The sequence below is a fragment of the Bacillus sp. GW821-FHT11D08 genome, from assembly GCF_058808515.1.
Genome location: NZ_JBXARS010000003.1, coordinates 79,126 through 91,995 on the forward strand (window position 1 = coordinate 79,126; position 12,870 = coordinate 91,995).

Annotated in this window: 15 protein-coding genes; 4 read left to right on the forward strand and 11 right to left on the reverse strand. The window is 45.1% G+C overall.

Annotated elements, in window-relative coordinates; translation table 11 throughout:
- Positions 1–56: 56 nt before the first annotated feature.
- Both AC1RRX_RS07280 and rpmG read right to left on the reverse strand, forming a co-directional pair.
- Complete coding sequence (locus AC1RRX_RS07280; protein WP_007408310.1) at positions 57–611, reverse strand: 5-formyltetrahydrofolate cyclo-ligase; 555 nt, start codon at positions 609–611, stop codon at positions 57–59.
- A gap of 78 nt (positions 612–689) precedes the next feature.
- Positions 690–839 (reverse strand): 50S ribosomal protein L33, encoded by a 150-nt coding sequence (rpmG, locus tag AC1RRX_RS07285; protein WP_003153056.1) that lies wholly within the window; start codon positions 837–839, stop codon positions 690–692.
- 346 nt (positions 840–1,185) lie between these two features.
- On the opposite strand from rpmG, the gene AC1RRX_RS07290 reads away from it, so the two are divergent.
- Together AC1RRX_RS07290 and AC1RRX_RS07295 are read left to right on the forward strand one after the other, a co-directional pair.
- Entirely contained in the window at positions 1,186–1,539 is a 354-nt protein-coding gene (locus AC1RRX_RS07290; protein WP_003153047.1) for a hypothetical protein, read from the forward strand.
- The gene (locus AC1RRX_RS07295; protein ID WP_007408308.1) at positions 1,536–2,000 is read left to right on the forward strand and encodes an endolytic transglycosylase MltG; all 465 of its coding nucleotides are present in this window, start codon (positions 1,536–1,538) and stop codon (positions 1,998–2,000) included. The genes AC1RRX_RS07290 and AC1RRX_RS07295 overlap by 4 nt, the downstream gene beginning before the upstream one ends.
- 99 nt (positions 2,001–2,099) lie before the next feature.
- On the opposite strand, the gene pstB (AC1RRX_RS07300) is transcribed toward AC1RRX_RS07295, so the two are convergent.
- From pstB (AC1RRX_RS07300) to AC1RRX_RS07340, 9 genes are all read right to left on the reverse strand, one after another.
- Complete coding sequence (gene pstB, locus AC1RRX_RS07300) at positions 2,100–2,882, reverse strand: phosphate ABC transporter ATP-binding protein PstB (protein WP_003153040.1); 783 nt, start codon at positions 2,880–2,882, stop codon at positions 2,100–2,102.
- An 11-nt stretch (positions 2,883–2,893) separates the two neighbouring features.
- A complete protein-coding gene (gene pstB / locus AC1RRX_RS07305; RefSeq protein WP_144464140.1) occupies positions 2,894–3,700 on the reverse strand; it encodes a phosphate ABC transporter ATP-binding protein PstB in 807 nt (268 codons plus the stop codon).
- Positions 3,701–3,718: 18 nt separating this feature from the next.
- Positions 3,719–4,603 carry a phosphate ABC transporter permease PstA gene (pstA, locus tag AC1RRX_RS07310; protein ID WP_007408306.1) on the reverse strand — a complete coding sequence of 295 codons (885 nt, stop codon included), beginning with the start codon at positions 4,601–4,603 and terminating at the stop codon, positions 3,719–3,721.
- Positions 4,603–5,532 carry a phosphate ABC transporter permease subunit PstC gene (gene pstC / locus AC1RRX_RS07315; RefSeq protein ID WP_012117997.1) on the reverse strand — a complete coding sequence of 310 codons (930 nt, stop codon included), beginning with the start codon at positions 5,530–5,532 and terminating at the stop codon, positions 4,603–4,605. Before pstC ends, pstA begins: the two co-directional genes overlap by 1 nt.
- 48 nt (positions 5,533–5,580) lie before the next feature.
- Entirely contained in the window at positions 5,581–6,483 is a 903-nt protein-coding gene (locus AC1RRX_RS07320) for a phosphate ABC transporter substrate-binding protein (RefSeq protein ID WP_007408304.1), read from the reverse strand.
- Between the two features lie 155 nt (positions 6,484–6,638).
- Entirely contained in the window at positions 6,639–8,786 is a 2,148-nt protein-coding gene (gene pbpA, locus AC1RRX_RS07325) for a penicillin-binding protein 2A (protein WP_020956086.1), read from the reverse strand.
- A gap of 101 nt (positions 8,787–8,887) precedes the next feature.
- A complete protein-coding gene (locus AC1RRX_RS07330; protein ID WP_007408302.1) occupies positions 8,888–10,177 on the reverse strand; it encodes an MFS transporter in 1,290 nt (429 codons plus the stop codon).
- Positions 10,178–10,296: 119 nt separating this feature from the next.
- A complete protein-coding gene (sodA, locus tag AC1RRX_RS07335) occupies positions 10,297–10,902 on the reverse strand; it encodes a superoxide dismutase SodA (protein ID WP_003153025.1) in 606 nt (201 codons plus the stop codon).
- Positions 10,903–11,067: 165 nt separating this feature from the next.
- Entirely contained in the window at positions 11,068–11,550 is a 483-nt protein-coding gene (locus AC1RRX_RS07340) for a DUF456 domain-containing protein (protein WP_015240226.1), read from the reverse strand.
- Positions 11,551–11,708: 158 nt separating this feature from the next.
- On the opposite strand from AC1RRX_RS07340, the gene AC1RRX_RS07345 reads away from it, so the two are divergent.
- Together AC1RRX_RS07345 and AC1RRX_RS07350 are read left to right on the forward strand one after the other, a co-directional pair.
- Positions 11,709–12,473 (forward strand): DUF1189 domain-containing protein, encoded by a 765-nt coding sequence (locus tag AC1RRX_RS07345; RefSeq protein ID WP_106080148.1) that lies wholly within the window; start codon positions 11,709–11,711, stop codon positions 12,471–12,473.
- Positions 12,474–12,564: 91 nt separating this feature from the next.
- The gene (locus tag AC1RRX_RS07350; protein ID WP_007408299.1) at positions 12,565–12,867 is read left to right on the forward strand and encodes a LysM peptidoglycan-binding domain-containing protein; all 303 of its coding nucleotides are present in this window, start codon (positions 12,565–12,567) and stop codon (positions 12,865–12,867) included.
- Positions 12,868–12,870: the final 3 nt, after the last annotated feature.

A 12,870-nucleotide genomic window follows, 5' to 3' on the forward strand; every position in this document is an offset into this window, starting at 1 on the left:
CCCCTATCGTTTGTCAAACAGCGAGAATTATTCCGGTGCAAGAAGTTTTTATGCGATTAAGCGATGGTTTCAGATTCAGTCACGATCATATCGACCGGAATATCGTGGGGCATGCGGGGAATGCGGTCTGTCAGCTGGCAGTCAAAGAGAAGCGACACGGTACGGCCTTTATAACCGGAGAGGTACCGATCATAATATCCTCCGCCGTATCCGATTCTGAAGCCTTCCCGGTCAAAAGCCACGCCGGGCACAATCACAAGGTCAATGTCATTTGGGGCGGCTTTTTCCGTCTGGCTCTCGATCGGTTCACTGAGGCCCGCATATACGGTTTCCAGCTGATCATACGCAGAAAATGTACGGAACTCCATCGCTCCCGTCTGCGGAAAGCATTTTGGGATACAGACTTGTTTTTTCTCTTTCCAGGCCTGTTCAATAATCGGCCGTGTCGGAATTTCCAGGCGTGTCGAGATGGTAACGGCGATCACGCGGGCCTGTTTCCATTCTTTTAAAGAAAACAGCGTTTCACGCATGCTGCGGCATTTTTTCTCCCATTCACTTTCTGTCATGTCAGAAAGCTTTGCTTTGATAGCGGTTCTGATTTGTGCTTTCACGTTTCTCAAACCTCCCTGAAAGACAAAAAAGCCAGAACTTTATTGAAAGCTCCAGCTTTTTCCGCTGTTTTAAACAGCTTATTTTGTTTCACGGTGTAACGTAGATTTTTTATCACGTGGGCAATATTTTTTAAATTCAACGCGGTCCGGATTGTTGCGTTTGTTCTTTTTAGAAATATAGTTACGCTCACCACATTCAGTGCAAGCCAAAGTAATATTAACGCGCATTATTTTCCCTCCAAACTAAATATCATTTACTTATTCAGACTTATATATAATACCACTATAATGGACGGAATGCTAGAGTGATTTACATGAAATGTTGTTTAAGTGCAGAAAACATCAGTTTATGCTTCTGATCCTCTGAATGAGCTTGCGCCAGGTGAAGGGAAAATATGACGAAACAGGACAAAAAAGGACTTTCTGATGCGAAATCTATAGAGAAATAACCGTTTGCTCCCCGAATAAAAAAGATTTCCCGACAAAATTCCGTTTTTTTCTCTATTTCCTTTAGAATGGCGGCGTTTTATGGTATAAAAAAGAAGGGCAAATTAATAATAGAAGGTGATGAAACGTGGAAATTGCTATTATTGCGTTGTTTATCGTCAGTATAGCGCTTATTGCATTCTCATATTCTCAAAGAGATCCGATGAAAGACGTGGAACAGGAGCTTGAAACGCTTCAGCTTTCCGCCATGCAGGAAATTTACAAGTTGAAAAAGAAAATGACGGTGCTTGAAGAAGAATTGCTGGAAACCAACCTCGTGATCCGCAAAGCCAAAAGCAGCGGCATTAACCAAAAAATCGCCAAACAAATCATTTCAAAATATAACAACGGAATGTCTGCGGAAGCCATCGCAAAAGCGGAGCACGTGTCTGTCGAGGACGTCAATACCATTATTAAAGATAATGAGAAGGTGCTCGTATGACAAAACGGGGCATTCAGGCTTTTGCAGCAGGCATGATTTTAGCGACGGCCGTTCTCGCCGCTGTCTTCTATTTGACTGACCATGACCAGGCAGCCGCCGTTAAAACCGAAAAAACAGCATTGACAGAAAAAGAAGTAAACAGCTACCTCGACGATCAGCAAAAAGTCTCCGTCAACCGGGATGACTATCAAAAACTGCTTGATTCTAAAGAAAAATCGTTAAACAACGACCAAAACACAGACGCCAAAAAGAAAAAAGTAACATACAAACTGACGATTAAAGACGGAATGAGCACTGCTGATGTGTCATCCATTCTTGAAAAAGAAGGGATTATTCCTTCAGCGAAGGACTTTAATGATTACGTCATTGACGCAGGCTACCATAAAGAAATCCGCGCCGGCCATTTCAAAGTCGACTCAGATATGAGCTTTAAAAAAATCGTCAAAACATTAACCCGCTAAAAAAGCTTGCAGGCATCGTCCATTCAGATGGATACGGCCGGCAGGCTTTTTTAATAGGGAGTATAAAACGGACCCGGTCAATGGCCGGGTCCGTTTTTTTCATCCGAATTTTCCGGTGATATAATCATGTGTTTTTTGATGATCCGGCTGAGAAAATATTTTGCCCGTATCGCCCCACTCTACCAGTTCGCCCATATAGAAAAACGCGGTTTGATCAGAGACCCTCGCAGCCTGCTGCATGTTGTGCGTCACAATGACGATTGTATACTTTTCTTTCAATGTCAAAATCAGCTCTTCTATTTTCCGCGTGGACACGGGATCAAGAGCGGACGTCGGTTCATCCATCAGAAGGACGTCCGGTTTTGTGGCGAGCGCCCTTGCGATGCACAGCCGCTGCTGCTGACCGCCTGACAGTGAAAGCGCCTGCTGGTGAAGGCGATCTTTCACTTCATCCCAGAGCGCGGCGGCCTTTAAAGATTCCTCGGCGATTTCAAGCAGTTTCTTTTTATTTTTTTCGCCGTGAATTCTCGGACCGTACACGACATTCTCAAATATCGACTGCGGAAACGGATTGCCTTTTTGAAACACCATACCGATCTGTTTTCTTAATTCTGCCGCATCCGTCTTTTCTTTCAGCAGATTGCGTCCGTTATAGATCATGTCGCCTGTCACTTTGACATTCGGGGCCATTTGCAGCATTAAGTTTAATGTTTTAATAAAAGTGGATTTCCCGCAGCCGGACGGACCGATGATCGCAGTTACCTTCCGCTCCTCAAAACCGATCGTAATGTCTTTTAAAGCCTGGTGGGCTCCGTACCATACGTTCATGCCGTGAATATCAAATAAATTCTGTGTGTGCACCGCTTCCTTCACAAGGCTCACAGTCCTTCCCCCTATCCGAACTTTCCGTTAATGTAGTCATCTGTCTTTTGCGCTTTAGGACTCGTGAAAATTTGTTCTGTCTGCCCGTATTCCACCACTTCCCCGTTTAAAAAGAAAGCCGTTCGGTCAGACACCCTCAGCGCCTGCTGCATGTTATGCGTAACGATAATAATCGAATAATCTTTTTTCAGTTCTGTCAAAAGCGTCTCGATTCTGGCGTTTGAAATAGGGTCCAGAGCTGAGGCCGGTTCATCTAAAAGAAGTACGGCAGGTTTCATCGCAAGCGTACGGGCGATACAAAGACGCTGCTGCTGGCCGCCTGATAACGAAAGAGCCGATGAATGAAGCCGGTCTTTAACTTCATCCCAAAGCGCCGCCTTCGTTAAGCTTTCCTCGACCGCATCATCCAAAACGGCTTTCCTGCGTTCCCCCGCATACTTCAGCGCATGTGTGATGTTATTGTAAATGGATTTCGGGAACGGATTCGGTTTTTGAAACACCATACCGATCTCCCGTCTGAGAGACACGACATTAATCGCTTCCCCCAAAATATTCAGCCCCTCATAAAGGATATCTCCCTCGCTTCTTGCAAAAGGGATGGCATCGTTCATTCTGTTAATCTGTCTCAAAAATGTTGATTTCCCGCAGCCGGAGGGACCGATCAGAGCCGTCACCGCATGTTTTTCAATATCCATGTTTACATCTTTAACCGCTTGTTTGTCACCGTAATAAATTGATAAATGCTTCACTTCCAAAATTGAAGACTCCGGCGAACGCTTTGTCTGTTCCGCTTGTTCCCTGATGATGTGATCAATCATGTTTTCGCCTCTTTCCGATTAATTTGCCGTAAGCTTTTTATAAATGACAGATCCGAGCCATCTTGCACAAAGGTTAAACAAGAGCACCGAAATCACCAGCACCGCCGAGCCGCCGTTTGCAATCGCTTCGGCGTCAGGGATGATTCCCTGCGTATTGACACTCCATATATGAACCGCCAGCGTCTCAGCCGGCCTGAAAATGTTGAAAGGAGATGATTCAGAAAACGGGTTCAAATCCGTAAAATTCAGCCGCGGCGTTGTCAGTCCCGCTGTAAATAACAATGCGGCCGCTTCTCCGAATACTCTTCCTGATGCGAGAATGGCTCCGGTTAAAATCGAAGGAATCGCACTCGGAATCAGCACCGTTTTGACGGTATGCCATCTCGATACGCCTAAAGCGAGAGAAGCTTCTTTCAGCTCCTTAGGAACTGCAGTGAGCGCGCCTTCTGTCACCCGGACCATAACGGGAAGGTTAAAGACCGTTAATGCGAGCGCGCCTCCGATAATCGTGTAGCCCCATCCGGTCAGGTTTACAAACATCAGCATGCCGAACATCCCGATGACAATGGACGGAAGCGAAGACAGCACCTCAATACACGTTCTGATAAAATCAGTGATTTTATTTTGGGGCGCATATTCAGCCATAAAGACGCCGCCCCCCACTCCAAGCGGTATCGTGATCAGCATGGTGATAAACAGAATGTAAAAGGAGTTAAAAAGCTGATCCCGTATTCCGCCGCCTGACGCAATGGCGCTCGATTTTGACGTAAGAAAATGCAAGGAGATTTCAGAGACGCCGTGAATAAGAATGTACAAAAACAATCCTGCCAAAATCGCCGCGATTACAGCGGCGCATAACCCGAATACACCGGTGGCCAATTTATCCGTTATTTTCCGGTTCATTACACTTTCCTCCTAGACGACAAGTAGCGTATGAGCAATATAAACAAAAACGACATGATGAGAAGAACGAGCCCCATAGACCATAACGTATTATTTTCAATACTGCCGTATGTGGTATGGCCCATGTTTAACGTAATAATCGTCGTTAATGTTCCCGCCGTATCAAGCAGGCTTTCCGGCAGAAGCTTTGTATTTCCGATAACCATCTGTACGGCGAGTGCTTCTCCGAACGCTCTTGCCATCCCGAGTACGACAGCGGTCAGCAATGTCGGAAACGCCGCCGGGATAAGCACCTTTCTGATTGTCTGCCACCTCGTCGCACCAAGCGCGTATGAACCGTCGCGAAGGTGTTTCGGAAGTGACGCTAGCGCATCAGCGGAAATCGATGTAACAGTAGGCAGAATCATCACCGAAAGTACGATCGTTCCCGCCAAAAGGCTGTGACCCGTTCCGCTTGATTTAAAAGAGCCGATAAACGGAACCAATACTGTAAGACCTATGAATCCATAAACGACGGACGGAATGCCGACAAGCAGCTCAATTACCGGCTGCAGCACCTTTTTTCCCCAAGTCGGCGCAATTTCCGTCATAAACACGGCACCCGCAATACCGAGGGGCGCTGCGATCAAAGCGGACAGAACGGTGACCGCAAATGATCCGAAAATAAAAGGCAGCGCGCCGAACTCAGGTTTTGCCTGGGTTGGATTCCAATTCAGACTTGTTAAGAACTCAATCGGGCTTACACCATTTACAAAAAAAGATTGCAGCCCCTTTATGCCGAGAAAAATTGTGATCGCCGCTGATGCCGCAATGATAATCGCGGCACACACAGACACAATCACCCTTCCGCGGACTTCATCCATTTGCCTGTTTTGTTTTGAGCTTATTAAGCGTTCGCTTACAGACTCTTTTTCTCTGTGATTTATCATTTGTTTACACTCCTATAAGGAAGAAGAGGCGGGGAGCCCGCCCTCCCCTCAGCTTTGCTTGCCGTTTGCGTCACGTGTGACTTTCATATCAGAGATCGGAATGTAACCTTGATCTTTTACGATACTTTTCTGTACTTCATCGCTGTTCATATAGTCAAGAAACGTTTTTGTAAGGCCTGACGCTTCACCTTTCGTATAAGAGTGCTCGTAAGCCCAAATCGGATACTCGCCTGTGACGACGTTTTTCTCTTCCGGTTTGATGCCTCCGATCGATAAAGGCGTTACTTTGTCATCGTTTATATAAGAGAATGCCAGATAACCGATTGCTCCCGGCGTTTCCGCAATGATTTTTTTGACTGTATTGGAGGAATCCTCTGTAATGCCCTCAGCAGGATCTGCTCCGTCAAGCGCGTATTTGACGAACGTAGCGCGTGTTCCTGATGAATCAGGACGGTTCACGAGTGTAATTTTTTGATCTTTACCGCCAAGCTCTTTCCAGTTTTTAATTTTTCCTGTAAAGACGTCTGTCAGCTGTTTTTTGGTTATATCCTTTACGCCCGCACCGGGGTTGACCGCAGCCGCCATCGCCACTACCGCTACTCGGTGGTCTTTTAGGGCTTTTGCATCAATGCCTTCTTTTTCTTCAGCAAAGACATCTGAGTTGCCGATTTGCACTGCCCCTTCAGACACTTGCGAAAGACCTGTTCCTGAACCTCCCGCTTGCACCTGCACATCAGCATCCGGATGTTTTTCCATAAACTTTTCCGCCGCTGCCAGTACTAACGGCTGCATGGCTGATGAACCAGAAATGGTTAAAGAACCTGATGCTTTTTTATCCTCACTTGCAGATTGACTGTCTGTCTTGCCGCTTTCCTTTGCATTTCCGCATGCTGCAGCAACAATCATAACAGCAGCCATCAGAAGCATAAGCATCCATTTGTTTTTTTTCATTTCCTGAATTCCCCCTGCATTTAATGTGTAATTTGTCCTACAGGTCTAGAGTAAAGGGTTCTTGTAAAATGCGTATAAATCAAGTGTTAAGGTTTTGTAAATCCGGATGTTTTTTTGTATAAAAAAAACGCTCACAGATTGTGAGCGTTTTTCTATTAGTTGTTTGTATTGCCGTTTTCAGCGTCTTCCTGAATTTTATCTTCGTTTTTCTGCTTCGTATTATTATCTTCTTGCTTCTTTTTCAGCTCAAAGTATTTGTCCAGAGCTGCTCTTCCTATATCATCCGTAATCGAATATCGATCGCTGTAATTAATATAGGCCCAAGGAACGACTACAGAAATAGCCACTTCCGGATTATCAGCAGGTGCATACGCGACAAGAGTCGTGTTATATGTTGCTTCACCCGTCTCTGATTTGTCAGGACCGTCATAGAAAGATTGCGCGGTACCCGTTTTACCGGCAGGACTGTAAGTCGCAGTCGCAAAATCAGTTGCGGCTGTCCCTTTTGTCATGACGCGTCTGAAACCTGCCTGCACTTCTTTAATGTCTGCATTATTCATATCAATCTTGTTCAGCACTTGGGGCTGAACAGACTCTACAACGGCTCCGATTCCTTTTTTCGAATCAGGCTGCCTGACCTCTTTTACAAGCTGAGGCTTCAAACGATAGCCTCCATTGGCGATTGTAGATACATACTGCGCCATTTGCAGCGGTGTAAACGTATCATACTGTCCGATGGCAAAGTCTAACAGAAGACCGGAAATTCGCTGTGACCCTTGGTACCCGGTCGCTTCATTCGGAAGATCAATCCCCGTCTTAACTCCGAGTCCGAACTGATTGAAGTAGTATCTGAAAGTATCGAATGCCTTCATATCAAGCGGCAGGGACTGGCCTTTTTTGTACTCCCCTTTACCGACGGCAATCGCCGTTTTGAACATGAACACGTTTGATGATTCCTGAAGCGCTTTTTGGATATCTACGGGACCTAAATTCGTCCATGATTTTTTCGGGTTTTTACTTCCCTTGAAATACATAGGTTCATCCTGGAAAACGGTGTTCAAATTAATCGCGCCCGTCTGCAGTCCGGTCAACACCGTCGCTCCTTTGACCGCCGATCCCATTGCGTAGGAGGAAGTCATTGCGCCGAGGGCATAATCATTAATTTTGTACTTTCCATGGTCATTCGTAATCTGTTTGCCGGCCATCGTCAGCACTTCTCCGTTTTTCGGGTTCATCATGACGACGAAGGCCCGATCAAGAAGCTTCGTGCTCGGTCTCGCTTTTGCCGATTTTAAATTTTTCTCAATGATTTTTTCAACGGATTTCTGCAGGTCCATATCAATGGATAAAACAAGGTCTTTGCCGGCCTGTCCTTTTGAAATCACTTTGCTGCCCGTGACATTTCCGGATGAGTCGGTTAAGTTCTGCACTTTCTCTTTTTGCCCCTGCAGCAGGCTTTCATATTGATATTCTAAATAGCTTTTTCCGACCCTGTCATTCCGGCTGTAGCCAAGTGACAGATAGTGATCCAGCAGGTTGGACGGAAGACCTTCGTTCGAACTGGATACACTGCCGAGCAATGTCCGGATCAGGCTTTTATAAGGATAAGACCGTTCCCAGTCAGACGTCACGTCAACTCCCGGCAGTTCATCCAAATGTTCGCTGACGACGGCCATTTCTTTTGCCGACACCCCTTCATTTTTGATGTATTGAGGCGTCAGTGAGTAGCCTGAATCCATCTGCCTTTTGATCGCAAGGATCTGCATATCTTTTGAAGTGAGCTCATTCAGCTGTTTGTCTGTGATACGTTTCAGCTGAAGCTGATATAAATCATCGTCAGACAGTTTTTTGTCTTCAGCTTTTTGCTTTTCTTCGGCCGTAATCAGTTTTTTCGCTTCATCAGGCCTCGTTAACATCCAATAGTCTTTTTTATCCCGCTCAGTCACCTTTTTGGTGCTTACCTTAATCATACCCGACAGTTTTTTTGCGATTTTCAAACGCTGCGCCTGGGTGGTTGAGGCTGAACGTGTATATGTAATCGCATTTAATGCTTTATTCGTTACGATGGGATTTAGGTTCCGGTCGTAAATTTTCCCTCTCGGAACCGCCGTGCTGACATCAGACTCCTCCTGCTTATTAGCGGCGTTTTTATAATCATCACCCTGAACGATCTGCTTGATGCCAAGCTCGACGATAATCCAAGTGAAAATAAGAAACGCAGCCAAAAACAAAAAATTAAGCCGGATCGGCAGTGATTTTTTCTTTTCTTTGTTTACAGCTATTTTCTTTTTATTTCTCCTCATGACATCACCTTTTCTTATTTACAGAAAGAAATGACACCTTCTGTTCAGGTGCCATTTTTCATTCTAAAGGTTTTTTCGATATTTTTCTACAGATAACCCTTTTATCTTTCTCCTTTTATAAAATTCGGTTCCGCCGCCCGTTTTTGTCGGTCTTCTTCCACTGTTTCATCAGAAGTTTCCGTGTCCAGTTTGATGTCTTTTATAAAGTAATAAATCAGCGGATGCCCGGCTCCGAGCAGCACGAGCGCCGCCGGTATTCCCACTTTTTCCTTGAACAATGTAACGATGACAAGGAAACAAAGGATGGAAACGATCCGGCCCGCATTTAAAAATAACTCCCTGAGCACAATGTATTCAATTCTGGCTTTTCTGGCAAGCCGCGCCCGGCCTATCACATCGTATGTAAGCGAGACATACGGCACGAGAAGAACTGGATAGCCGATCGCAATAAACACTCCGTACAAAAGGAGCGTCGTGAAGCTCATTTTAAAAATGATGAGAAACAGGGCGCCGTACAAGATCAATCCGCCGATAAGAATCGCCTTTTTCCGCGCTCTTTTTTTGATGAGCCTTGATGCAAAATAATAGGCAAAAAAAGAAACCGCGGAATTGACGAGACCGAATGTTCCGAGCGCCAGCTCACTGTTTGTCGCAATGAATACAAATACACTGATTAAAAAAACAAAAATCCCTTCTCTCAAGCCTTGAAAAAAGTGCGCGTTGGTAATCCGGCGCCAATTCAGATTCGTGTGGCGCTCATCAAAAACTTTTTTCAGCATAAACCGGCCTTTCGACTCCCTCCGCTTCAGAAAAAAGCTCATGACCACGGCAAGGGCAAATAAGCCGAGCGACAGGCTGAAAATGATTGTATAACCCGTATTGTTTTCAAGTCTTGAAATGACATATCCGGCCACAATCGGACCGATCATGCCCGCCGATGAAGACAAAATGCCTAAAAACCCGTTAAAAAAATCTCTCGTTTCCGGTTCCGTGATTTCGAAAGTCAGCACATTAAAAGCCAGCCAGTAAAAGCCGTATCCAACTCCGAGCACGGCCCCTATCAAAACGAGACGGGAAGCCGCAGTTTCTCCGGCAAGCAGCACACTTAAATAAAAAGCGGCCAAAAAGATAACGCCGAACCTTAGAATAAACACCCTGTCAATTTTTTTAGCCAGCCGGCCCGCCAGCAGAAAGGTAACCGGCTGCATCGTTACGACCGACAAATTGTATATGGCCAAATCAATAAATTTTCCCGACTGCTTCCACAAATACACGTTGACAAATGTATTTGACAGCGCGATGCCCAATGAGTAAAGGCCGCCAATCGTCAATAACAGCAGCAGCCCTTTATTTATTTCGATGTCGCCGATAATTTTTTTTATTTTGCTCATCATTGACTCCCCTTTACTACACATTAGTTTGTCTCACTCAAACTGAGATATGTAAAAGGAATCAAAGTCAATAAAAAAACAAGGCCTCCCGCGGGAGACCTTGTGATCATTCAACTCAATTATTTTGCTTCGCTGTAAAGACGGGCAACTTCATCCCAGTTCACAACATTCCAGAAAGCTGAAATGTAATCAGGACGGCGGTTTTGGTAGTTCAGGTAGTACGCGTGCTCCCAAACATCAAGACCGAGAACAGGTGTTTTACCTTCTGAAAGCGGTGAATCTTGGTTTGGCGTGCTTGTAATTTCAAGTTTGCCGTTGTTTACAACGAGCCAAGCCCAGCCTGAACCGAAACGGCCTGCAGCTGCTGCGGCGAATTTTTCTTTAAATTGATCGAAGCTTCCGAACGTGCTTTTGATCTCTTCAGCAAGCTCACCAGTCGGTTCGCCTCCGCCGTTCGGAGATAAAAGAGTCCAGAATAAAGAGTGGTTTGCATGTCCGCCGCCATTGTTGCGGACTGCCGTGCGGATGTCCTCCGGCACTGCGTTCAAATCAGCAACAAGCTCATCTACAGATTTCTCTGCAAGCGCAGATCCTTCGATCGCTTTGTTGAGGTTTGTCACGTATGTGTTATGGTGCTTCGTATGGTGAATCGTCATCGTTTCCTTATCGATATGAGGTTCTAAAGCATCATAAGCGTAAGGCAATTCTGGAAGTTTGTAAGCCATAATTTTTTCCTCCTTTAAATATATGTACTGAAATGCCGCTTAACGCGAACTTTTCTAATCTCAATGTAACAAAAGAAAGCGTGGTAATCAATGAAAAAGCTCACAATCCGGCGATTCCAGCAGACATATTACACTTTATCCGTTCACGGCCGAAATTAAACCTTTCTAAAGCACCGTCCATAAGAAATACCCGATCATAAAGAGCTGAATGACGCCTTTTGCCGCCACGCTTGTTAAAAAGCCGATTAACGAGCCGAGCCCCACTTTTGCCGCGGACTTGATATCCTTTTGATGAACAAACACCTCAGCGCAGAGAGCACCGATAAACGGGCCTAATATAATGCCTGCCACGGGAATAACGAAGGGTCCGATCAATAATCCGATCGTGCTTCCCCAGATTGCCGCCCTGCTTCCTCCGTACCTTTTAACGCCAAGTAAATTTGACACATAGTCAGCTGCGAATAAAACGGCCGCAAATACCGCCTCAATGAGCCAAAACAGGTAAGAATAAGGACTGAAGGAAAACAAAAATCCGTAGAGAAGAAAACCGGCCACAATAAAAATAACGCTTGGAATCACCGGATATACAAGCCCGATAAAAGCAATGACGAAGACCGCAATGATAATCAGCCAATACAAAACACTCATGAAAAAAACACCCTCCTTTGTTTTGCGGGCGATCACCGCTTCCCGCTTTATCTTATTATGTATGATTCCTTATCACCGCTTTAAATACTCTCACTTGTGTTCATCCCCTGTGAACGATACAATAAGCAACATATACCAGTTTAGGCTAGGAAGTGAAGATGTTGAACATATTTACGGCTTTATTGAAAAGTACATACTCTCCGGCGGATATTGCAAAAACACGTTTTCAGGGGATAGGAAAAGCGATCCTTTATGTATTTTTGCTGTCTGTCCTTTTTACGCTGCCAAGCGCTTATTACCTTTCCTCAGGCACCGTAAACTCAATGAACGGTTTCAAAACCGTGTTAAAGAAAGATTTCCCTGATTTCAGCATTTCAAACGGAGAATTGCAGACGAAAGCATCCGCCTCTAAGGAAACGGAAGCGAACGGGTTCGTCATCGTGTTTGATCCGACAGATGCTTACGGCGCGAAACAAATAGCGGCGAAACAAAATGCGATCGGCATTTTGAAAAATAAAATGGTGCTTGCTGTAGACGGACAGGCGACAGAAATGAATTATTCGCTGATGCCAGCTGATATCACAAAAAAAGAAATCATATCAGCATTAAACCAAAATAAAACAATGATCGTCACTGTCCTGTCCGTTTTGCTGTTCATCATGACAGCGGCCGGAAAATTCATTGAAGTATCATTTCTCGCCGTCATCGGACTGATATTGAAAAATGCGCAAAGAAAGACATTGAATTACCAGCAGCTCTGGAAGCTTTCGGCTTATTCCATTACACTTTCGACCATATTCTTTACAATCATGCGCGCGCTTGTTATTACGGTGCCGAGTGAATTTTTAGTGAATTGGTTTGTAAACTTTATCATCCTTTTCCTCGTCTTAAAAGAGATACCGCCAAGAAAAACAGCTGTGTAACAAAGACTGCCCCCGGCGGTCTTCTTTTTTGTCATGAACAAAATGGGACAAGCATACAATGAAGTAAAAATGTATGCGGGAGGCGGTTGGAATGAAGCGGCTTACTTTTGTATTCGGCAGTTTATTTGTGATATTCATTATCTTTTACGATCTTAAAATCGGCACGATCCCTTCTCAAGACCTTCCAGCATACGCAGCGGCAGCACAGCCAGCCCGACAGGAATCTTCATACAGAACGGTTACGGTCAAAAAAGGCGATACGGTGATGTCGATAGTCGGCGCACATAAAGCGCCAGATGATATTGCGCAAGATTTTGAAGCGCTGAATCCGAATGTAAAAGCAAACGCAATTCAGGCAGGCACCGCTTATAAATTCCCCGTCTACCGCAATTAAACG